This window comes from Burkholderia vietnamiensis LMG 10929 (genome assembly GCF_000959445.1).
In the GTDB taxonomy this organism is placed as follows: Bacteria; Pseudomonadota; Gammaproteobacteria; order Burkholderiales; family Burkholderiaceae; genus Burkholderia; species Burkholderia vietnamiensis.
The window spans coordinates 1,106,092-1,126,785 of the sequence record NZ_CP009630.1 but is presented as its reverse complement, the minus strand read 5'-3'; the positions used below and the strand labels follow the sequence as shown (position 1 = coordinate 1,126,785).

The 20,694-nt window shown below is 66.4% G+C and carries 18 protein-coding genes; 5 read left to right on the top strand and 13 right to left on the bottom strand.

Translation table 11 applies throughout. The annotated features are described in order from the left end of the window. Window positions 1-5 precede the first annotated feature (5 nt). Window positions 6-1,703 carry a VRR-NUC domain-containing protein gene (locus AK36_RS05095; protein WP_045578433.1) on the top strand — a complete coding sequence of 566 codons (1,698 nt, stop codon included), beginning with the start codon at window positions 6-8 and terminating at the stop codon, window positions 1,701-1,703. Beyond that, complete coding sequence (locus AK36_RS05090; RefSeq protein WP_045578019.1) at window positions 1,700-4,009, top strand: ATP-dependent DNA helicase; 2,310 nt, start codon at window positions 1,700-1,702, stop codon at window positions 4,007-4,009. Before AK36_RS05095 ends, AK36_RS05090 begins: the two co-directional genes overlap by 4 nt. 24 nt (window positions 4,010-4,033) lie before the next feature. Here AK36_RS05090 and AK36_RS05085 read toward each other — a convergent pair whose 3' ends face one another. The 3 genes from AK36_RS05085 to shiA all read right to left on the bottom strand — a co-directional run bounded on the left by AK36_RS05085 (window position 4,034) and on the right by shiA (window position 7,820). After that, a complete protein-coding gene (locus tag AK36_RS05085; RefSeq protein ID WP_011882203.1) occupies window positions 4,034-4,804 on the bottom strand; it encodes an IclR family transcriptional regulator domain-containing protein in 771 nt (256 codons plus the stop codon). Between the two features lie 181 nt (window positions 4,805-4,985). After that, entirely contained in the window at window positions 4,986-6,287 is a 1,302-nt protein-coding gene (locus AK36_RS05080; protein ID WP_014724898.1) for a UDP-N-acetylglucosamine 1-carboxyvinyltransferase, read from the bottom strand. 225 nt (window positions 6,288-6,512) lie between these two features. Then, entirely contained in the window at window positions 6,513-7,820 is a 1,308-nt protein-coding gene (gene shiA / locus AK36_RS05075) for a shikimate transporter (protein ID WP_034193537.1), read from the bottom strand. A gap of 353 nt (window positions 7,821-8,173) precedes the next feature. Between shiA and AK36_RS05070 the strand changes: the two genes are divergently transcribed. Beyond that, window positions 8,174-9,301: a 4-hydroxyphenylpyruvate dioxygenase family protein gene (locus tag AK36_RS05070; RefSeq protein WP_014724896.1), complete on the top strand. Its 1,128-nt coding sequence runs from the start codon at window positions 8,174-8,176 to the stop codon at window positions 9,299-9,301. 308 nt (window positions 9,302-9,609) lie between these two features. Here the strand turns inward: AK36_RS05070 and AK36_RS05065 are convergent, their stop codons facing one another. The 3 genes from AK36_RS05065 to AK36_RS05055 all read right to left on the bottom strand — a co-directional run bounded on the left by AK36_RS05065 (window position 9,610) and on the right by AK36_RS05055 (window position 12,521). Next, a complete protein-coding gene (locus AK36_RS05065) occupies window positions 9,610-10,941 on the bottom strand; it encodes a type II toxin-antitoxin system HipA family toxin (protein WP_045578018.1) in 1,332 nt (443 codons plus the stop codon). Between the two features lie 2 nt (window positions 10,942-10,943). Next, the gene (locus AK36_RS05060) at window positions 10,944-11,348 is read right to left on the bottom strand and encodes a helix-turn-helix transcriptional regulator (RefSeq protein WP_045578017.1); all 405 of its coding nucleotides are present in this window, start codon (window positions 11,346-11,348) and stop codon (window positions 10,944-10,946) included. A 282-nt stretch (window positions 11,349-11,630) separates the two neighbouring features. Beyond that, complete coding sequence (locus AK36_RS05055) at window positions 11,631-12,521, bottom strand: LysR substrate-binding domain-containing protein (protein WP_014724893.1); 891 nt, start codon at window positions 12,519-12,521, stop codon at window positions 11,631-11,633. Between the two features lie 158 nt (window positions 12,522-12,679). Here AK36_RS05055 and AK36_RS05050 point away from each other — a divergent pair, with 158 nt between their 5' ends. After that, window positions 12,680-13,180 (top strand): lipocalin-like domain-containing protein, encoded by a 501-nt coding sequence (locus AK36_RS05050; protein WP_034193539.1) that lies wholly within the window; start codon window positions 12,680-12,682, stop codon window positions 13,178-13,180. A gap of 427 nt (window positions 13,181-13,607) precedes the next feature. Then, window positions 13,608-14,591 carry an HTH-type transcriptional regulator ArgP gene (locus AK36_RS05045; RefSeq protein WP_014724891.1) on the top strand — a complete coding sequence of 328 codons (984 nt, stop codon included), beginning with the start codon at window positions 13,608-13,610 and terminating at the stop codon, window positions 14,589-14,591. Here the strand turns inward: AK36_RS05045 and ssuE are convergent. The 7 genes from ssuE to AK36_RS05010 are packed head-to-tail and all read right to left on the bottom strand — an operon-like array spanning window position 14,581 to window position 20,693. Further along, a complete protein-coding gene (ssuE, locus tag AK36_RS05040) occupies window positions 14,581-15,174 on the bottom strand; it encodes an NADPH-dependent FMN reductase (RefSeq protein WP_011882212.1) in 594 nt (197 codons plus the stop codon). The genes AK36_RS05045 and ssuE overlap by 11 nt on opposite strands. Before the next feature lie 13 nt (window positions 15,175-15,187). Beyond that, window positions 15,188-15,469: a 2Fe-2S iron-sulfur cluster-binding protein gene (locus tag AK36_RS05035; protein WP_011882213.1), complete on the bottom strand. Its 282-nt coding sequence runs from the start codon at window positions 15,467-15,469 to the stop codon at window positions 15,188-15,190. 21 nt (window positions 15,470-15,490) lie between these two features. Further along, window positions 15,491-16,234: an iron-containing redox enzyme family protein gene (locus AK36_RS05030; RefSeq protein ID WP_011882214.1), complete on the bottom strand. Its 744-nt coding sequence runs from the start codon at window positions 16,232-16,234 to the stop codon at window positions 15,491-15,493. Then, window positions 16,231-17,592, bottom strand: coding sequence for an ATP-grasp domain-containing protein (locus AK36_RS05025; RefSeq protein ID WP_045578016.1), 1,362 nt, complete (start codon window positions 17,590-17,592; stop codon window positions 16,231-16,233). The genes AK36_RS05030 and AK36_RS05025 overlap by 4 nt, the downstream gene beginning before the upstream one ends. 10 nt (window positions 17,593-17,602) lie before the next feature. After that, window positions 17,603-18,847, bottom strand: coding sequence for an ATP-grasp domain-containing protein (locus AK36_RS05020; protein WP_011882216.1), 1,245 nt, complete (start codon window positions 18,845-18,847; stop codon window positions 17,603-17,605). Then, on the bottom strand, window positions 18,844-19,971 hold the full coding sequence (gene hisC, locus AK36_RS05015) for a histidinol-phosphate transaminase (protein WP_045578015.1): 1,128 nt from the start codon (window positions 19,969-19,971) through the stop codon (window positions 18,844-18,846). Before hisC ends, AK36_RS05020 begins: the two co-directional genes overlap by 4 nt. A 14-nt stretch (window positions 19,972-19,985) precedes the next feature. After that, window positions 19,986-20,693, bottom strand: coding sequence for a phytanoyl-CoA dioxygenase family protein (locus AK36_RS05010; RefSeq protein WP_330992354.1), 708 nt, complete (start codon window positions 20,691-20,693; stop codon window positions 19,986-19,988). Window position 20,694 lies beyond the last annotated feature (1 nt).

Here is a 20,694-nt window from a genome sequence, read left to right as displayed (position 1 = left end):
ATCCCGTGACGCCTGCATCGCCGCCGCCTCCGGCGTTTTACTACCTGACCAACTTCGAACGTGCGCTCGCGTGGCTCGGCGAGCGCTACGACGACCTGCTCGACGCCGCCGAGCGCGCGTTCGTCGCCGAGTTCGCGCGGCTGCCGCAGGCATCGCGCGCATTGCTCGTGCGGATGCTGATGCGCAACGGCTCGGACTTCCGCGCGAGCAAGCTCGCGTATGACGAGATCGGCTGCCCGCTCGGCGCGGCCGCGCCGCTCGCCGCGCTCGGCTGGGTCGATCCGGCGCCCGCGCTTACGCTCGACGCGCTGTTCGCGTTGTCGACGCGCGCCGATCTGCTGAAGATGTTTCCGTCGCTCGGTGCGCATGCGGGCGAGCGCAAGCCGGAATGGCTCGAACGCCTGCGCCCGGCTTACGGCGACGTCGCGCAACCGCTCGACGCATGGTGCGCCCAGGCCGACGATCGCGTGCTGCGGGTGACGGTCGGCGCGCTGTGCGAACGGCTGCGGCTGATGTTCTTCGGCAATCTTCATCAGGACTGGACCGAGTTCGTGCTCGCCGATCTCGGCGTGTTCCAGTACGAAAGCGTGCCGTTCGCGCCGTCGTCGCGCGCGTTCCAGCAGCGTGCCGACGTCGATGCGTATCTCGCGCTGCACGCGTGCCGCGCGGCGCTCGACGCCTGGCCGGACGAGCTGCCGTTCGACGAGCTGCTCGACGCGATCGACGTGGTCGAATGCGCGCAGCCGTGGCTCGCGACGCGCCGCGCAAAACTCCTGTTCACGCTCGGCCAGACCTGCGAGCGCCGCGCCGACTGGGACGCCGCGCTCGACGCGTATGCGCGCAGCGCGTGGCCGGGCAGCCGGCATCGGCGCATTCGCGTGCTGGAACGCTGCGAACGCATCGCCGATGCACTCGCGCTCGCGCTCGACGCGCGCGAGCGCTTCGAAAGCGACGAGGAACGCCAGCGGGTCGAGCGGATGCTGCCGCGCTTGCAGCGCCGTCTGGGGCAGCCGGTCGAACGCGCGCGCAGCGCGCCGGCCGTGTCGCGCGAGACGCTCGTGCTGGCGCGCCCGGACGCGTCCGTCAGCGTCGAATACGCGGTGCGCGACCATCTTGCGCAGCCGGGCGCGCCGGTCCATTACGTCGAGAACACGCTGATCAATTCGCTGTTCGGACTGCTGTGCTGGGAGCCCGTGTTCGCGGCCGTGCCCGGCGCCTTCTTCCATCCGTTCCAGCGCGGCCCGGCCGACCTGCACGCGCCCGATTTCGCGGTGCGCCGCGCGGACGCGTTCGCCGCCTGTTTCGCGCAGCTCGACTCGGGCGCATACCAGGACACGATCCGTCGGCACTATGCGACCAAGACGGGGCTGCAGTCGCCGTTCGTGTTCTGGGGCGTGCTGACCGACGAACTGCTCGACGACGCGCTTGCGTGCTTGCCGCCCGAGCATTTGCGGCTGTGGTTCACGCGCCTGCTCGCGGATATCCGCAGCAATCGCTCGGGGCTGCCCGATCTGGTCCGCTTCTGGCCCGGCGAGCGGCGCTACGAGCTGATCGAGGTGAAGGGCCCCGGCGACCGGCTGCAGGACAACCAGACGCGCTGGCTCGCGTACTGCGTGGCGCACGGCATCCCGGTGCGCGTCGTCGATGTCGAATGGGCGGGCGCCGGCGTCGAACACGCCGAAGCGGCAGGGCTGTCCGCATGAGCTACGTCGTCGCGGTGCGGGCGATGTGCGAGTTCACCGCGCGGCGCGGCGATCTCGACCTGCGCTTCACGCCCGCGCCGACCGCGCTCGAAGGCATCGCCGGCCACGGCGCCGTCACGTCGGCGCGCGGCGCACGCTACGAAACCGAAATCGCGCTCGCCGGCACGTGGGGCACGCTGACCGTGCGCGGGCGTGCGGACGGCTACGACCCGGTCGCGAACCGCCTCGAGGAGATCAAGACTTACCGCGGCAGCCTCGACGCGATGCCGGCCAACCATCGCGCGCTGCACTGGGCGCAGGCGAAGGTCTATGCGCATCTGATGTGCGCGACGCGCGGCCTCGCCGAAATCGACGTCGCGCTCGTCTATTTCGACATCGTGTCCGAGCGCGAAACGGTGCTGACGGAAACGCTGAGCGCCGAGGCGCTCGCCGCGTTCTTCGCCGAACAGTGCGCGTGCTTCGTCGGCTGGGCCGAGCGCGAGGCCGCGCATCGTGCGGCCCGCGATGAGGCGCTGCGTGCGCTGACCTTCCCGCACGGGCAGTTCCGCAGCGGGCAGCGCGAGCTGGCCGTGTCCGTCTATCGCGCGGCGCGCGACGAAGGCTGCCTGATCGCCCAGGCGCCGACCGGGATCGGCAAGACGCTCGGCACCGTGTTTCCGATGCTGAAGGCGTGCGGCGAAGGCAAGCTCGATCACGTGTTCTTCCTGACCGCGAAGACGCCCGGCCGCGCGCTCGCGCTCGACGCGGCCAGGACGCTCGGTGCCGGCACGCCGGCGCTGCCGCTGCGCGTGCTCGAACTCGTCGCGCGCGACAAGGCATGCGAGCATCCCGATCGCGCGTGTCACGGCGAGTCGTGCCCGCTGGCGCAGGGCTTCTACGACCGGCTGCCGGCCGCGCGCGACGCCGCGATCGGCGCGGGGCTGCTCGATCGCGATACCGTGCGCGCCGCCGCGCTCGCGCACGACGTGTGTCCGTATTACCTCGCGCAGGAGCTGGCGCGCTGGTCCGACATGGCGATCGGCGACTACAACTACTACTACGACGGCAGCGCGATGCTGCATGTACTCGCACAGCAGAACCAGTGGCGCGTCGGCGTGCTCGTCGACGAGGCGCACAACCTGCTCGACCGCGCCCGGCGGATGTACAGCGCGTCGCTCGATCCGTTCGCGTTTGCCGCCGCGCGCGAAGCGGCGCCGCCGACGCTGCGCAAGGCGTTCGACCGGCTCGCGCGCGCGTGGGGCGCGCTCAATCGTGCGCAGGCCGAGCGCTATGCGGCGTACCCGGCTATTCCGGCGGGGCTCGTGTCCGCGGTGCAGAACCTCGTGGCGACGATCGGCGAGCACCTGACCGATGCGCCGCGCGCGAACGACGACGCGCTGTTGCGCTTCCATTTCGATGCGATCCAGTTCGGCGTGCTCGCCGACGCATTCGACAGCGCGTCGATCTTCGACGCGACCTTGCACGGCGAGCCGCTGCCGCGTCAGGCGGCACTCGACACGGTCGATGCGCTCGTGCCGGCTGCGCGCCGCCGTCGCATCCAGTCGACGCTGTGCGTGCGCAACGTGATACCGGCCGGTTTTCTCGCGCCGCGCTACGAGGCCGCCCGCGCCACCGTGCTGTTTTCCGGCACGTTGAGCCCGTTCCGGTTCTATCGCGACACGCTCGGCTTGCCGGCCGACACGGGCTGGCTCGACGTCGAAGGGCCGTTTCGCGCCGAGCAGTTGACGGTGCGCGTGGCGAGCCACGTGTCGACGCGCTGGCGCGATCGTGACCGCTCGCTCGAGCCGATCGTCGATCTGATCGCCGCGCAATATGCGACACGTCCCGGCAACTACCTCGGCTTTCTGAGCAGCTTCGACTATCTCGCGCGCGTCGTCGCGCTGATGCAGGCGCGCCATCCCGACGTGCCTGTCTGGGCGCAGTCGCCCGGCATGGCCGAAAGCGAGCGCGACGCGTTCCTGGCGCGCTTCGACGCCGGCGGACGCGGCGTCGGCTTCGCGGTGCTGGGCGGGGCGTTCTCGGAAGGCGTCGATTTGGTGGGCGAGCGGCTGATCGGTGCGTTCATCGCGACGCTCGGCCTGCCGCAGATCAACGACGTCAATGAACAGATGCGGCGCGCGATGGACGCGCGTTTCGGCAACGGCTACGACTACATCTATCTGTATCCGGGCCTGCAGAAGGTCGTGCAGGCGGCCGGGCGCGTGATCCGCACCGAACGCGACGAAGGCGTCGTGCATCTGATCGACGATCGCTACCGGCGCCGCGAGGTGCGCGATCTGTTGCCGCGCTGGTGGCGCATCGGTTGAACGCGAGGGCGGTGCGGCGCGCCGCTACAGCACGTTGAGCATCGCGAGCGCCGTTTCCTGCAGATGCGGAAGCACGCGCCGCACCGCCGCGTCGGTCGATTCGCCGGCGATCGGCATGTTGGTGCTCAATGCGGCGACCACTTCGCCGTGACGATTCTTCAGCGGCACCGCGATGCCGCGCACGCCCACCTGCAATTGCTGCTCGATCACCGCGAAGCCCGCGTCACGCGCGTGGTCGACCTGTTCGAGCAGGCGCGCCTTGTTCGTGATCGTGTGCGGCGTGAACGGCGCCAGTTCGGTGCCGTCGAGCCACGCGCGCACGGCCTCGCGGTCGGGATGATGGGCGAGCAGCACGACGCCCGGCGACGTCAGCGGCGCCGGCACGCGCGCGCCGAGCACGAAGCCGGTCGTCATCACGCGCGACACGCCGTTGCGGGCGATGAACACGAGTTCCCAGCCGTCGAGCACGCTCACGTACGCCGATTCGTTCAGCGACGCGCTCAGTTGCTGCAGATACGGCTGCACCATGCGCGGCAGGCGTGCCGAGTCGAAGTACGACCAGCCGACCCGCAGCACGCGCGGCGTCAGCCCGTAGAGCTTGCCGTCGGTGTACACGTAGCCGAGCGATTCGAGCGTCAGCAGGTAGCGGCGCGCGGCCGTACGCGTGAGGCCGGTGCGCGCGGCGGCCTGGGTGGGCGTCATCCGTGCATGCTGACTGTCGAACGCCTCCAGGATCATCAGGCCTTTTTCCAGGCCGGCAATCCAGTCGCGTCGGTCGAGTTCGGGCTTTTTCATCGTCGAGGGCGGAGTGGGGCGCGTGCGGTCGCCGCGCCCGGACGGGCGATCATCGTGCGAATGCGCGGCTGGGAGGCGAGGCGGTCGATGCGGTCGACGGCTTGCGATGGAGGACGCCGCAGCGACGCGGCGGGATGGGCACGAAGCATCGGATGCGGCGTGCGCCGCATCCGGGATGCCGTTACTCGCTGCTCGTCCACTCGACGTTCGCGCCGACCGAACGCAGGTTTTCGACGAAGTGCGGATGGGCACGACGGATCGGCAGCGCGTTCATGATTTCCGAACGGCCTTCGATGCTCGCGGCCACCATCAGCAGCGCGATCGCGACGCGGATGATGTACGGGCTTTCGACGCGCGCCGGCGTCAGCGCCAGCCCACCGAACGTGATGAGCCGGTGCGGGTCCGACAGCAGCACGTGCGCGCCGAACTTCGACAGCTCGCCGGACCAGCCGAGCGCGCCGTCGTAGACCTTGTTCCAGAACATCGCGCTGCCTTCGGCGCGCACGCCGAGCGCGATGAAGATCGGCAGCAGGTCGACCGGCAGGTACGGCCACGGCGCGGCTTCGACCTTCGTGAGGATGTTCTGCGTAAACGGACGCCGCACGCGCAGCGGGCCGTCGCGTTCCGCGCGCGACCAGCCGTCGCGGTGCGTGACGGTCACGCCGAACTTCGCGAAGGTGCGGTCGATCAGCGGGAAATGCTCGGGCGACGAATTGCGCACCGTGATGTCGCCGCCGGTGATCGCGCCGAGCGCGAGGAACGTCGCGATCTCGTGGAAGTCCTCGGCGAAACGGAACTCGCCGCCGCCGAGCTTGCCGCCGCCCGTCACGCACAGCCGCGAGGTGCCGAGCCCGTCGATCGCGACGCCGATCATCGCGAGGAACTGGCAGAACTCCTGCACGTGCGGCTCCGACGCCGCGTTCATCAGCGTGGAGGTGCCGCTGGCCGCCGTCGCGCACAGCGCGAAGTTTTCGGTGGTCGTCACCGATGCGTAGTCGAGCCAATGATCGTTGGCCGTCAACGGGCCGTCGGCGCGGACGATCAGCGAATCGGGCGTGCGCTCGATGTGCGCGCCGAAGCGCTCGAACACCTCGACGTGCGGGTCGATTTCGCGCACGCCGAGCGTGCAGCCCTTCACGTCGTTTTCGAGCCGCGCGACGCCGAAGCGCGCGAGCAGCGGCGGAATCAGCATGATCGACGAGCGCATCGCCTCCGGCAACCGGTGGACGGCCGGATCGAACGTCGTGTTGCGGTGGTGCAGCTCGAGGATGCCCGTCGCGAAGTCGACCGACACGTCGCTGCCGAGCGTGCGGAAGATGTCGAGGATCTTGCGCACGTCGGTGATGTCCGGCACACCGACGAGACGCAGCGGCTGATCGGTCAACAGGGTGGCGCACAGGATCGGAAGGACGGCGTTCTTGTTCGCGGACGGCTTGATGTCCCCGCGCAGCGGGGTGCCGCCGTGGACGATGAGATTCGACATGATATGGGGGCGTATCGGTGACTGACGTAGGCCCATATGATGCCATTGGTCGGCGACCGGCGTGGAATGTTCGGCACGGAAAAGGGGCGTGCGCGTGGGGGGCTTGACCGTGTTTGACGTTGGCTGCAGGCGCGACGCGCGGTTGGCGGCCGGCCGGGCGCCGCGCCGCGCATGGCCGGGCCCATATGGCCGGCCGATGCCGGGCCGGCCATGACGCTCATGGCGTCATTGGGTCACCCGCATCCGCGCGGCGACGACCAGCGAGATCAGGCAACCCACGGCGAGATAGCCGGCGACGAGATGCCACGCGCCGCCCGCGAAGCTGACCAGCGCCACCGCGATGAACGGCGTGAAGCCGCCGCCGACGACGCTCGCGAACTGATAGCCGACGCCCGCGCCGCTGTAACGGTACTCGGCGCCGAACAACTCGGTGAAGAGCGGCTGCTGGACGCTGACCACCATGTCGTGCGCGGCATTGGCGAGCAGGATCGAGAACACGACGATCCACGCGACCGAGCGCGACTCCAGCGCGAGGAAGAACGGCACCGCCGATGCGAGCCCGATCAGCGCGCCGGTCAGATAGATGCGGCGCAGGCCGAAGCGATCGGCGAGCCACGCGAAGCTCGGGATCGTCACGCAGCTCACCGTGCCGACCAGCAGGCCGATGTTCAGGAACAGGTCGCGCGACATGCCGAGGTTCGACGTCGAATAGCTGAGCGCGAACGCGGTGACGATGTACATCGTGAACAGCTCGGCCAGCCGCAGCGCGACGATCAGCAGGAACGCCTTCGGATGGCGCGTCAGCGCTTCGAGCACCGGCAGGCGCAGCTTGCGGTTGCCGTGCTCGACCTTCTCGACGAACTCCTGCGACTCGTCCATGCTCTTGCGCACCCACAGTCCGATCAGAACCAGCACGATGCTGAACAGGAACGGCAGCCGCCAGCCCCACGACTTGAACGCGGCGTCGCCGAGCGTGTGGCTCAGGATCGACACGATGCCCGTGGCCAGCACCAGCCCGACGCCGTAGCCGACCTGCACGCCGCTGCTGTAGAACGCCTTCTTCTGCTTCGGTGCGCTTTCGACGGCCATCAGCGCCGCGCCGCCCCATTCGCCGCCGACCGCGAAGCCCTGGATCGCGCGCATCGTCACGAGCAGCACCGGCGCCCACCAGCCGATCGTCGCGAAGCCGGGCAGCAGGCCGATCGCGACGGTCGACAGCCCCATCAGCATCACGGTGAGCACCAGCATCCGCTTGCGGCCGAGCCGGTCGCCGTAATGGCCGAACACGACGCCGCCGAGCGGGCGGAACAGGAAGCCGACGCCGAAGGTCGCGAACGCCGCGAGCGTGCCCATCGTCGGGCTGACCTTCGGGAAGAACGCGGAATTGAAGACCAGCGCGGCGACGATTCCATACAGCAGGAAGTCGTACCAGTCGACGACGGCGCCGACAAAGCTGCCGATCGCCGCCTTGCGGGCCTGGCTGCGGGCGCGCTCGCCGGCAGCGGTGTCGAGGGTGTCGAAAGTTGGGGTCACGACGGTGTCTCCTGGCATCGCGCATCGTGATTCGCGGCGGCGCCGCGTCCGATGCTGCATTGAGATGATTGGGTGAACCGAGAATAGGGCGCGCGCCACACGGCGGCAATTGGCCGATCGGGAGATTTGCGCGATTATCGTTCTTCGATGTGCGATTATCGGACGCTTTGCGGGTTTGCACTAGACGCGCCACCGGCTGGCCGAACGGCCGGGGTGTGCCGCCGTGAACGATCTGGTTAAAATCTCGACCATCGAAACCTTGCCCGACTCGGGCGGACCTCGGCCGTCGCATCGGCCGGCGGGCGCCGCGCAGGTCGGGCGTACTCACCGACCGCATGCCTCCGGAGACTGGAATGCCCGGCAATTCTCACCCACTGTCCAGCGATACGCCGCCCGTTGCCGATCCGGCCGCCAATCCGCTCGGGATGGCCGGACTCGAATTCGTCGAGTTCGCGGCGCCGGTGCCGGACGCGCTCGCGCAGCGCTTCGAGCAACTCGGGTTCAAGGCTGTCGCGCGCCATGTCAGCAAGAACGTCACACTGTACCGGCAAGGACAGATGCAGTTCCTGATCAATGCGGAGCCCGATTCATTCGCCGCTCGCTATGCGGAGGAGTACGGGATGGGCGTGTGCGCGATCGGGCTGCGCGTGGCAAGCGCCCGGCGTGCGTTCGAGCGTGCGATCGAGCTGGGGGCGTGGGCGTTCGAGGGCGAGCGGGTCGGCGTCGGCGAACTGAAGATTCCGGCGATCCAGGGCATCGGCGATTCGCACCTGTACTTCGTCGATCGCTGGCGCGGGCGCGACGGTCAGCGCGGCGGCGTGGGCGACATCTCGATCTTCGACATCGATTTCCGGCCGATCGACATCGCGACCGCGCACGCCGATCTCCACTGCGAGGGCACCGGGCTGCAACAGGTCGACCACTTCACGCAGACGGTCGGCGCGGGGCGCATGCGCGAGTGGCTCGACTTCTACCACGACCTGCTGCACTTTCGCGAAATCCACGAGATCGACGCGCACTGGCACGTGTCGGAGGAATCGCGCGTGATGGTGTCGCCGTGCGGCGCGGTGCGGATTCCGGTCTACGAGGAGGGCACGCGCCGCACCGAGCTGATGCACGCGTATCTGCCCGATCATCCCGGTGAGGGCGTGCAGCACATCGCGCTCGCGACCGACGATATCGTCGCGAGCGTCGATGCGCTGCGCGCGAACGGCGTCGAATTCGTCGAGCCGCCTGCGCGCTATTACGACGAAGTCGATGCGCGACTGCCGGGGCACGGCGTCGATCTCGACGCGTTGCGCCGCTGCGCGGTGCTGGTCGACGGCGAAATCGGCGCCGACGGCGTGCCGCGCCTGTTCTTCCAGACCTTCGTCAAGCGCCGGCCCGGCGAGATCTTCTTCGAGATCGTGCAGCGTCAGGGGCATCACGGGTTCGGCGAAGGAAACCTCGCCGCGCTGGCGCGCGCCCGCGACGCCGGCTGAGCGGTACGGCGGATTGCTTAGGCGCGGCCGCCGCAAGCAGGGCGGCAGCCGCGGCGGTGCTTTCAGGGAGTGCCGGACGCGCACACGCGGCGGCATGCCGCTTCGAGCCGTTCGCGCATTGCATTGGTCGTGCGCCGGTCGTGCGGTTGCGCAGTGGCGGCCGTGGTCCCGATCGCCGCTCGGCCGAGCACGGGATCGAGTACGACGGGCTCCGTACTGGGCACGCAGTTGCATGAGCACGGCGGCGACCATCGTGCGGACCACGGGTGCGGGCGCATTCTGCGCACGCTGCGTGGTGTGCAGGCGGCCTAGTCGGCCGCCTGCAGCTTGCGCGCCTGAGCGCGCATCCCGTCGAAGATCGCGTCGGCCACATCCATCGGGAAATCCGCCGGAATGTGCGACGCGACGTCGGCGATCACCGCTTCCGTGCGTGCCGCCACGTCGGCCATGGCTGCGCGCACGTCGTCCTCGGTCAGCCCGACGCGGCTGCCTTGCGCGATCCAGTGACGCGGCCGGATGTCGCCGATCACGTAATGGCGATTCTTCCCGCACACGGCCATCGCGAGCCGTGCGCGCCGCGGCGACAGCTGGTTGCGGCGCGTCCCGATGATCGGATGCGCGGACAACACGTCATACAGCGGCGTGCTGCGATACGTGTTCCCCGGCAAGTGCGCGATGCTGAAGTTCTTCGCGTGGCCGTCGATGGCCGCGAGTACCCAGAACACCAGCTGCGTGACGAAGAAGTTCATCCGGTCCTGCGCGGCGGCGGAATTCGCGAGGATGCCCATGATCGCCGCGATGCCCGGACCGCCGTCGGATTCGTATTTCATGCCCGACGGCGTGCCGGTAGCCTGGCACATGTCCTCTTGCGGCAGCCGCAGGATCCATGTGCGGTCGCGGGACGGCCTGCGATCGAAGCGCTCGACCACCAGCGCCTTCTGATCGTCGAACCGGCCGATGTCGCAGGCGGCCACCGGCAAGCCGTAAGCGGCGACGATCTTCGAGCACAGCCATTCATTTTCGACCGACGTCCGCATGTCGGCCTGCATGTTGCCGACGCGGCCCAGCGGCAGCTTGAAGATATGAGTGGTGGGCGTGCTGCCCGACGGCAGCATCCAGCGGTTGCCGTGATGCAGCAGCGCGGTCTTTTCCTGCGCGCCGGCGATCGACAGGCGCAATTCGCCGCCCGATTCGGCATGGCCCGGCAGCGGTGCGGCGGTCGCGTCGCGCAGTACGCCGGCCACGGCCGCTTCGTCGAGCACCGTGCCGTCGATCGATTCGAGGTCCAGCGGCATCTCGCCGGGCGGCAGCAATTGCAGCGCGCCGACGCAGTCACGGCCGATCGACGCGAGCAGTTCGAACGGCGCCGTGGACGCCAGCCGATAACGCTGCGCGATGCGGCGGCGGATCGGCTGACTGTCCGGCAGCAGGTTGTCGAAGTAGTCGGCGACGGTCGCGCCCTGATGCGGCTGGTTGCCCGGCGTGAATGGCAGCGACAGGGACAGCGGCCGACCCTGCGGATCGTCGATCCAGGTGGGCAGGTAGACGAGGCGTTCGACGCCGCGTCGAATTTCCCAGTAACCGACCGGAATGCCGTTCATCCACAGGTCGAGACGGTCGTGGCGGGGGCGGCGAACCATCGTCACCAGTCCTCGCGGCCGGCGTCACGCGCTTTGCGCGGTGCGGCCGCGGCAGGCTGCTTGCGCGTGGCTTTCGCGGCGGCCGGCGCCGGGGCGGGCTGAGCCGACCGGCTTGACGAGCCGGACGAGCGCCGCCGAGATGGCGGCGATGTCTGCTCGGGCGCGGACGCGGAAGGTGCGGGCGCCGCAGCGTCGCCGGGCTCGAGCGTCACGCGCACGCCGAGCACATTCAGCACCTTGAAAAGCCGTTCCATACTGACTGCCGAGGGATTGGCCTCGAGCTGCGCGTACGACTGCTGCGTGACGCCGAGGCGGGCCGCGAGTTGCGCCTGCGTGAGCCCAGCTGCCTTTCGGAAGCCGACGAGGATCGGGCGCAATTGGGGCAAGGTCTGGACAGGGAATGCCATGGGCTCTCCGCGGAATGACAGGCGATCGCTTGTAATGGGTAAATACAGTCTATCGAATGTATTTGCAAGATACAAATCGTAGCCTGTATTCGGCGAAAACAAGCGATAGGCTGTTGGGGAGTCGCTGGGGCGGAGCGTGGAACGGGGCTGCTGCGCGCCTTATGGGCAGTGGTTGCAGTCGCGGTGCGACAGGTTGTTGGTGCCGCGCCGCGACTGAGCCGCTTCATGACATGACCTGCTGGTCCAAGTGGCACGGTTTTGTGGGCTAGGGTTGCGATCGCGCTACGCGGCACGTCGTGCATCGGCAAGATTCGCGATCAGATTGTCGACCACGACGCGCTTCAGACTGACGAGCGCCGCCGACGCGTCGAGATCGCCCGAGTGGATGCACAGCTCGACCGACGGCAGCGGCGGCAGGCCGTCCCGTTCGCCCAGCCGGCGTAGCGTCGGCGGGACGCCGGCCATCGTCCTCAGCGTGATCCCCAGCCCGCCCGCGACGCCCGCCCACAGGCTTTGCAGGCTGCCTGTCGTATAGGCAAGTCGCCACGGGATACCTGCGTTGTCCAGCGCGCTCGTGCCGGCCTTGCGGAACATGCAGGGCGACTTGTACAGCGCAAGATCGAGCGGCTTGCCGGATGGCGGACGGATGTCGAGGCCGGCCGGCCCGATCCACGCCATCGGCAGGGTGATCAGGTGCTCGGCGTCGGCACGGCTTTCGGCACCCATCGCGAGCACGACGTCGAGCTCGCCTGCGTCGAGCCGCTCGAGCAATTGTCCGTTGCGTTCGACCACGATTTCCACGCGCACCGCAGGATGTGTGCGTTTGAACTGGCCGAGCGCGGTGGGCAGCCACGATTCGGCGAAGTCTCCGGGCAGACCAAAGCGAACCGCGCCTTCGATCGCCGAGCCGCGGATCGCTTGCACGGCCTCGTCATTCAATTCCAGGATGCGGCGTGCATACGACAACATCAGATCACCCGCCTCCGTCGGGACGAGGCCGCGCCCCTGGCGACGAAATAGCGGCTGGCCGATCTGCGTTTCGAGCTTGCGCATCTGCTGGCTGACCGCGGATTGCGAGCGGCCGATCCGGTCCGCGGCGCGATTGAGGCTGCCGAGCCGGTCGGCAGCGAGCAGTGTGCGCAGCGCGTCCATGTCGAGATTAGGAACGGTCATGATGTCGTTTCTCTTATGGGTCCGTTTCGAATTATCGTATTTATCGCACATTTTCGCAGCTACCATCAACTCGACCATCTCCCCCGACGGGGATGGATGCGGATTCCGTTGCCGATATAGGCGGTGTGTCTTTCAAATCTTTCATCTAAGGAGTGACCATGAACATCGGTTCGATACTCAGACAAGGTATCCCTGGCTTGCTACTGGCCGCATCGATCATTCCGGCCGGCGCGTCCGCTGCGCCGTCGCTCGCAGGTACCTGGACACTCGTCGCCGCCGACGTTCAACATCCCGATGGGACGCGTGGCCGCGACTATGGTGCCGATCCGAAGGGCTTGCTGTTGATCGACACGAGCGGAAATTATTCGCTGCAGATCTTCAAATCGGAACGGCCGCGCTTTTCGTCGAATGACAAAAGCAAGGGCACGCCCGACGAGTATCGAGATGCAGTGCTGGGATCAAGCACGCATTACGGTTCAATCACGATCGATCCGGCAGAGGGCACGCTGACGTTTCACATCAAAAACTCGTCGTTCCCGAATTGGGTAGGACAGGAACAGAAAAGGAATTACGAATTGAAAGGGAATGAATTGAGTTATCGCGTAACGCCGCGACCGAATGGCGATGTGCCGATTTCCGTCTGGCGGCGCGTGGATTGAGCATTGTTTCCAATTAAAGCGGAAATCGGTTGTCGTGCGATTGAAACATCTTCATTCTGGATATAACCTGCTTTGGCATTAGCCTTCGAGCGAGCTGTTAAAACTGCCAGTGAATACGATTTTTAAAAAGACGTAAGATGGGCTCCGTGACTTGAAATTATGCAGGTTACTCATCAAATAAATATTCTTAATCCCATTTGAGGTTGGCTTACCGCCTCCCTGTCGAATCGCCGGAGATCGTCCTCGGTAAACGGAGAGTCCGCTGGATTAATCCCCGGCATGACGGGTCGTCGTGCCGCATCGCGGCGAAACGGCAAGTGCGCGGTACTCAACCCCTCTTCGTGCGCGATACGAGAGGGCAATCCTTCGTCCCGCGCGCGCTGTTGAGCGGACGGATCACTTGCTTGAAGTTTGGTAGGGGATTTCAGTGCTAGATCGACAACAACTCGAAGCTTTTGCCGTCGTCGTCGAAACGAGGAGTTTCGAGCGTGCGGCGGAACGGCTGAATATTACGAGGGCCGCCATCTCGCAACGCATCAAGGCGCTGGAGGATGCATTGGCGGCGGCCCTGCTGGTCCGCAGCAAGCCGCTGGCACTGACGCCGGTGGGCGAAGTTCTGTTCAAGCACACCACGGCGGTGCGTCTGCTCGAAGCCGATACGTTCAGCCAGATCGACCGTCGCGGCAATCGGGGCGGCATGCAACTCGCGGTCGGCGTCGATGCGTATTCAATCGATGCATGGTTCGGCCGGGTCGCGCACCGGATTATCGAGCGCAACGTGCTCGAACTGGAAGTCGTTGTCGACGATGCGGACCCGGCCTTTCCGGCGCTGGCGCGTGGTGAAATCATCGGCAGCGTGTCGACGGTGTCGAGGCCAGTCCAGGGCTGCATTGCCGTACCGCTCGGCGCAATGATCTATCGATGTGTCGCGAGTTCGGCCTTCATCGAGCGCCATTTCGAGAAAGGCTTCAATCTCCACGCTGCATCGTTGGCTCCGGCGGTCGAGGTCGGCAGACGCACGGCGCTGCTCGAACGGTATTTCGAGGCGGCATTCGGCGTGAGCGTCGGCCGCTATCGAAGAAACTTGCTGCCGTCGATCGCGTCGCAGCTCAAGACGATCCAGTCCGGCCTGGGATACGGCATGCTGCCGGAGCAGACGGTGCTGCCGTTTCTCGAAGACGGCCGGCTCGTCGACGTGCGACACGACATGCCGCTTCCTGTGCCGTTGTACTGGCATCGATGGCGCGCGGCCCCCCCGGTCTGCGAGACGCTGTCCGAGGAACTGGTCAATCGCGCGCGCGAGGTTCTGGCCGCGGACGACCGCGAGCGAGTCGGGATGAGCGAGCACGTGCATGAAGCGGTAACACCGGCTCGCATGTGCGAATCCGTCGACTGCGCCGCTACGGGTTGACGGCTATCTCCGTTCGTTCGCTCGCCGCGAGAGTGCCGAGACGGGTAAGCGCCGCACGTTCGTCGAGCACGTGCATCAGCGATTCCACCGCGCCGTGCAAGCGCTGCGCGAGCGGCGCTGCGATCCGGTATTCGCCGTCGACGCGCGCGATGTCGGCTTCGGTGGCGAACACGTTGTCGAGCACGTGCCGCGCGCCGAGCGCGGTGAGCACCGGTTTGAGTGCATAGTCGAGTGCAAGCAGATGGGCGAGACTGCCGCCGGTCGCGAACGGCAGCACCGGCTTGTTTGCGAAAGCCGCCTGCGGCAGCAGGTCGAGGAAGGCCTTGAATAAACCGGAATAGGACGCTTTGTAGAGCGGCGTCGCGACGATGACGGCGGCCGCGTGCTGCACGGCCTCGAGCGCCGCCTGAATGGCGGGATCGTTCCAGTCGGCATGAAGCAGAGCACCAGCCGGCAGATGCCGGATGTCGATGCACTGCACCCGGTGGCCGCGCGCAGTCAGCCGCTCCGACGCAATGCGGAGGAGGTGCCGACTGCGCGACGGCTCGGTGGGACTGCCCGACAGCATCACGATATCGAACATGGCGATCAAGACCTCAACACTGTCGAATCGTTACGTCGCCGCGCAGCCGGCACTGGCATGCAAGACGCTTGTCGCCGTGGTCGTGACCGAGCCATTCGAGAAACGTGCTTTCCTTGTCTTCGGGATGCGAAAGATTGTCCATGCCCGCCAGTACCTCGATCACGCAAATGCCGCACATTCCCGCGCGGCATCCGAAGGTCAGTCCGCCCAGTTGAAGCTCCGCCGCGTCCGACAGATACGCGTCGTGCGGCAGCGCGAACGATTCGCCGGTCGTGCTGATGATGACTGTATGCATGTCCGCTCCGTCGAAAGTGGCTCAGGCTGCCGCGCGGTGGCCGACTGTGGCCTCGAAGAGCTCGCGGAAATACAGCGCGAGAATGGTCTGGATGTCGTCGAAATAGCGCAGCACTTTGTCGACGTCCGCCTCCTCGCGAATCAGGTAGCGCAGGATGCGCCACATCTCGCCCGCGTGATCGTCTCCGACGTCCGTATTGATGTGCGCGAGTTGCCCCTTGATCTTGTCCTCACCGAGCGTCTCCTTCATCGACTTGATCTGGCGGGGCGTGAGCTTCGCGGTCGTGTATTCGACCAGGTAGCTGGACGCGACCACGCCGATCGGATGCTCGTGTTCGGCGATGAAGTAGAAAAACCCCTGCAGCAGCCTCGTCGCGAGGAATGGCTCGGTCGCGTACAACTCCTCGTCGGTTACGCCGAGTGCCTTGCAGTCTTGCCTGAACAGCGTGTCGTGATTCATTTCCTCGGCCTGGTATTCCGCATACAGCTGCGCGGCCTCGGGAGAGATCTTCGTGATCGCGTGGAGAGCCTTGGCGTGCGCGGAGCGGCTGAGACGAATGCGCCAGACGTGCTCGATGGTATGACGGCGATACCACTGGCTATCGAGCTTGCTGCCTTCGAGATGGCTCGCGTAGGGGACGGTTGCCGCCCATTCGGCCATTTTCTTGTCGAGATAGCGATCGAGTCGATTACGGACAGCTTCGCCGTCTGCGAGCGAGTAGAAGGGAATCGGATGGTCGATGCCGCAATGCTGGACGCGATTCATGATTTCTCCTGGGGTGTGGGTTCTGCATCGGTAACTGCTGAGTCGGAATAGCGAACGACGAGCTGCGCGTCGAGCATCGCCGAGAGCGCGCGCACCTGGGTCGCGATGTCGGACACGGGCACCTTCCAAAGCGCGTTCAGGATGAAGATGCCGCGTTCGGAATCGGGTAGACGGGTGTGAGGCCGGACCGGCATGTCGACGATGTCCGGCGCGGGCGTCAGCCGGTCGATCGACAGCATTTCGAGCGTGCGATTGCGTTCGCCGTATCGGCTGAAGAACACGGTGCCGTCGCTGAGCGTGCCCGCCCGCCGCCGCGTGCTTTCGCGCAGCGCGTCCAGGCGCCGGTGCCACGCGCCGGCGGCGGTTCGTTCGGTACAGAGTGCTTGCACCCAAAGCTCCAGCATCGAGATGCCGCCGGTGAACACGCCGACGCTCTGATTGATCAGGGCGCCGCCCATGCGAGCGTTGATCTCGATGATGTCCCACCGGCCGGCTCGCCCGTCGAAGCGGGTCTCGATGTGGTAGCACCCGTCGCTGAGGCGCAGTGCGGCGAGGCATTGCTCGATGAACTGCTCGCCTTCGCGCTGCTGCGCGTCGGACAGGGCGGGTGCTGGCAGCGAGTTGCCCATCTCGAGCGTCGTGCCGGTGGCGTCGTCGAGGTATTTCGCGTGTACGCCGATGACGTAGCTGCGGGCATCGGCCGCGATGACTTCGAAGCTATACTCGTCGCCGCGGATGTAATCCTCGGCGATGAAATCGAACTGCCCGTCGAAGATCGCCCGAAACGCAAGGTCGGCACGCATCTGCTCGCGCAGCGCGTCGAGGCGGGCAAGCGTCAAGCCGGCATCGAGCCGGAAGCAGGCGAACGAACCGGCGCCGCGACGTGGTTTGATGAACAATGATCGACCGCTCGCAAGCAGCGCGGGGAGCGTCTCATGGTCGAGCAGCGTAGTGCGTGCGCCGCTCAGGCCGAGCTCGTTGAGTTGCGTGCGGCACTGCAATTTGTCCATACAGACGCGCAGCGCGTCGGGATCGGCATCCGTGGCGCCCAGCAGGCGATTGGCGCGCGCCATCAGTAATCGGTAGCCTTCGAATGTGGCGAGCGTCGCGACGATCGCGAAGCCCTCGGCCCGTGCCTCCGCCATCGTCTCCTCGACGTGCACATCGTTCAGATAATCGTCGTCGACGTGCCAGAGCCGGGCGGCACCCACGGCGGAAATCTGTTCGAGGTCGCGCGGATCGCGAGCGCGCGAACTGAGGATGACGAGCGCGATGCCCAGGCGCTCCGTATATGTGCGAACCAGCGCTGCGTAAGAGCGGGCCTGATGCGCGAAAAGAAGCAGGGCGGGCGTACTCATGATCCGGAGCTCACGGTTGGGTGGTTTCGATGCGGAAGGCTTCCAGAACGTGCGCGACATCGCGCGCGACCTGCGTACCGGAGGGCGAGTCGAACAGAAAGCGGCCGGACTGGAGCGAGCAATAGCCATCCTCGTGCTCGATCAGCTGTCCGTCGTTCGGTACCAGCTGCCGATACAGACTGTCGAGCCGTCCGTCGAACCGCGTGACGGATCGCACGCGCTGCGGCAGGCAGGTCGGCCGCGGGAACATCAGCCACGCCCCCACCGACCCGGTCGGTGCATACAGCTGTGCGGGTTGGTCGAGACTCATGTTGACCCACTCGCGAAACAGGTTGATGCCGGTCGCGCGGTGAATCATCGACGGCACGTCGGCACCGCCGACGCGGGCACCGACCTCCAGAAAAACCAGCTCGTCGTCGGTGGTATGGAAGAGTTCCAGGTGAAACGGGCACGCGCGCAGTCCGATCGCCGTCACGCATTGAGTCGCGAACTTCGATACGTAGGCGTGCAGCGCGGTGCCTGGCTCCAGCATGATCGCGCCGAGCGGTGCGCCGGCCGTGAAATCGAGGCAGGTGTTGACGTAGCGAGACGGTACGACGAGCGTTACGTTACCGTTTCGATCGACGAGTCCGTCGACGTGCATCAACGTACCGGCCACGAACTCCTCAAGATCCCACTCGCCGCCGGACGGCAGGTTGGCGATCGCGGTGCGCAGTTGCACCGCATCGCAGATTTTCTGCACACCGTGGCTCGACTGGCCGTCGATCGGCTTCAGGATCAGCGGGTAGCCCGTATGTTCGGCAAACGTGAGTGCGCTGCTCACCTCCGTCGACGTCACGGACCGGTAGCGCGGCGTGCGCAGCCCGGCTTCCTGAACCTTCTGCTTCATCAATAGCTTGTCGCGTCCCAGCCGGTTCTCATCCGGCTTCTTGCCTGGAATATCGAACTCGGCGCGCAATTGCGCGGCCAGATCCTGAAGCGACTCCGAAAAGACGATAAGTCGGTCGATCGGGCCGCTCGCGCCGACGATTTCGGCGATGACCGTGCGGTAGGCGGCGATGTCGTCCAGCCGGTCGAGCTCATAGAGCCGGTAGCTGTCGGCAGAGGCGGTCACGGCGGAGCGGCCGCGACGGTTGACGAGATAGCTGACCCGATGCTGCCTGTGATCGACGAATTCGTCGTAGCGCACCAGGTCGAAATCCCACCGCCCGGTGCCCGGGAATTGCGCGAGATTGTTGATGATGAGAATGTTCATGCGAGTACTCCATTGGCGTCCGATCCGGTCCGTGCCCCGACGAGTCGACGCACGAGATCGACCAGCCGGTCGATCTCGTCCGGCGTGCCGATCGCGATGCGCAGATGCGTCGGCAGTCGATAGGCAGACATCTGCCGCGTGATGAAGCCGTGCGACAGCAGCGCATCGTAGATATGCGCCGCGTGCGGACCGAAGTCGGCGAGCACGAAATTGGCGGAACTGTCGACGACCGTCGCGCCGAGCGTGCGCAGGTCAGCAGCGAGACGTGCCCGGCCTCGCGCGGTCGTCTCGACCACACGGGCCAGATGCGCTTCGTCGTCGAGCGCCGCCGTGGCGCCCGCCAACGCGACGCGGCTGACCGGAAAGGGCGGTCGGATCCGCGACAGTGCGTCGATCAGGCCCGCAGCGGCGATTGCGTATCCGATGCGCAACCCCGCGAGACCGTATGCTTTCGAGAATGTGCGCGTGACGACGACGTTCGGATGCGATAGCGGCAACTGCCCGGTATCGCGCGGCGCGTCGTCGTCCGCGAATTCCGCGTAGGCCTCGTCGAGCACGAGCAGCACGTTGGACGGGAGCTGTGCGATCAGATGCTCAAGTTGCGCGGCCGTGAGCGAGCGGCCGGATAGGTTGGTCGGACTGTCAACGATCAGCATGCGCGTGTTCGAGTCGACCTGTTCGAGTAGTCGATCGACGTCGTGACCGAAATCCGGCCCGCTTGCCGCGATGCGCAGCGCAGCGCTCTGGGTGGTGACGAACGGCGGATACGCACAGTAGCCGTACTCGGACAGCACGACGTTGCGGTCGGCCGGAACGAACGCCTGGACCAGCGATGCGATGACGTCGATCGAGCCGTTTCCGAGCGCCAGCATGTCGGCCGGAACCCGCTGGTGCCGGGCAAGCTTGTCGAGCAGCGCGCCGCTGTCCGGATAGCGGTTCGATTGCTCGAGCGCGCGTTGCATCGCGGCGAGCACTCCGGGCGGCGGCGGGAACGGCGACTCGTTGCTCGAGAACTTGTGGATCTCGTGCAAGCCTCGCTCTGCTCGCAGTTTTTCCTCGGTGATGCCCGGCCGGTACGGAGCAAGCCCGCGCAGCGCCGGAACCAAAAAGGCGTTCCAGTCCATCGGATCTCCCGTGTTCAGCGTCCCGAGGCTGCCGTCACTGCGTAGCCGGACGTTTTCATGGTCGTCAGTGCCTTGCGCAGGTGAGAACCTTCCTGCACCTCGTACAGGGACCCGAATTCGCGTTCGGCGAGCGGCAGCAGATGCGTGCCCTGGTCGACCCGCGCGACTTTCGAACGTTGTCCACGCAACAGTTCGACACCCGGTTCGTTGTGTGCGGCGTGCGGTCCGAAGTAAATCGGGAATGCATCGGCCGCCCGATAGGCGGGCAGGAACGTGCGGCGCGGCAGCTGCGATACGTTGCGCGCCGATGCATGGAGCGTCAGGCAGTGCAGGAACAGGACGCTGCCGGCAGGCACCTCGATGCTGACCGCCCGAGCTTCATCGACGTCGTGGACCTTGCCGCGGAAGAATCCATCGACCTCGTGTGACAGCAGGCCGCGCCGGTGCGACCCGGGTACGACGCGCAGGCAGCCGTTCGCTTCGCTTGCATCGTCGAGAAAGATCAGCGCGGTGACGAGATCGGCGTTGGTGTGCGGATAGTAGGAGAAGTCCTGGTGCCATTCGACGACACTGCCGACTTTCGGTCCCTTCATGTTGAGCTTGCTGTAGTGGAACAGCACGTTCTTGCCAATCAGCCCTTCGATGCAGTCGAGCAGGCGCGGGGCAGTCGCCATGTCCTTGAATGCGGGATGCTTTTGCGTCGGCGACCAGATCCGGCGCACG

Coding starts and splice junctions, on each gene's coding strand:
- AK36_RS05070 (WP_014724896.1), top strand. CDS start 8,174: ATGCCCGGCAATTCTCACCCACTGTCCAGCGATACGCCGCCCGTTGCC.
- AK36_RS05020 (WP_011882216.1), bottom strand. CDS start 18,847: ATGAACATTCTCATCATCAACAATCTCGCGCAATTCCCGGGCACCGGG.
- AK36_RS05055 (WP_014724893.1), bottom strand. CDS start 12,521: ATGACCGTTCCTAATCTCGACATGGACGCGCTGCGCACACTGCTCGCT.
- hisC (WP_045578015.1), bottom strand. CDS start 19,971: ATGGACTGGAACGCCTTTTTGGTTCCGGCGCTGCGCGGGCTTGCTCCG.
- AK36_RS05035 (WP_011882213.1), bottom strand. CDS start 15,469: ATGCATACAGTCATCATCAGCACGACCGGCGAATCGTTCGCGCTGCCG.
- AK36_RS05090 (WP_045578019.1), top strand. CDS start 1,700: ATGAGCTACGTCGTCGCGGTGCGGGCGATGTGCGAGTTCACCGCGCGG.
- AK36_RS05085 (WP_011882203.1), bottom strand. CDS start 4,804: ATGAAAAAGCCCGAACTCGACCGACGCGACTGGATTGCCGGCCTGGAA.
- ssuE (WP_011882212.1), bottom strand. CDS start 15,174: ATGTTCGATATCGTGATGCTGTCGGGCAGTCCCACCGAGCCGTCGCGC.
- AK36_RS05060 (WP_045578017.1), bottom strand. CDS start 11,348: ATGGCATTCCCTGTCCAGACCTTGCCCCAATTGCGCCCGATCCTCGTC.
- AK36_RS05025 (WP_045578016.1), bottom strand. CDS start 17,592: ATGAGTACGCCCGCCCTGCTTCTTTTCGCGCATCAGGCCCGCTCTTAC.
- AK36_RS05050 (WP_034193539.1), top strand. CDS start 12,680: ATGAACATCGGTTCGATACTCAGACAAGGTATCCCTGGCTTGCTACTG.
- AK36_RS05030 (WP_011882214.1), bottom strand. CDS start 16,234: ATGAATCGCGTCCAGCATTGCGGCATCGACCATCCGATTCCCTTCTAC.
- AK36_RS05065 (WP_045578018.1), bottom strand. CDS start 10,941: ATGGTTCGCCGCCCCCGCCACGACCGTCTCGACCTGTGGATGAACGGC.
- AK36_RS05080 (WP_014724898.1), bottom strand. CDS start 6,287: ATGTCGAATCTCATCGTCCACGGCGGCACCCCGCTGCGCGGGGACATC.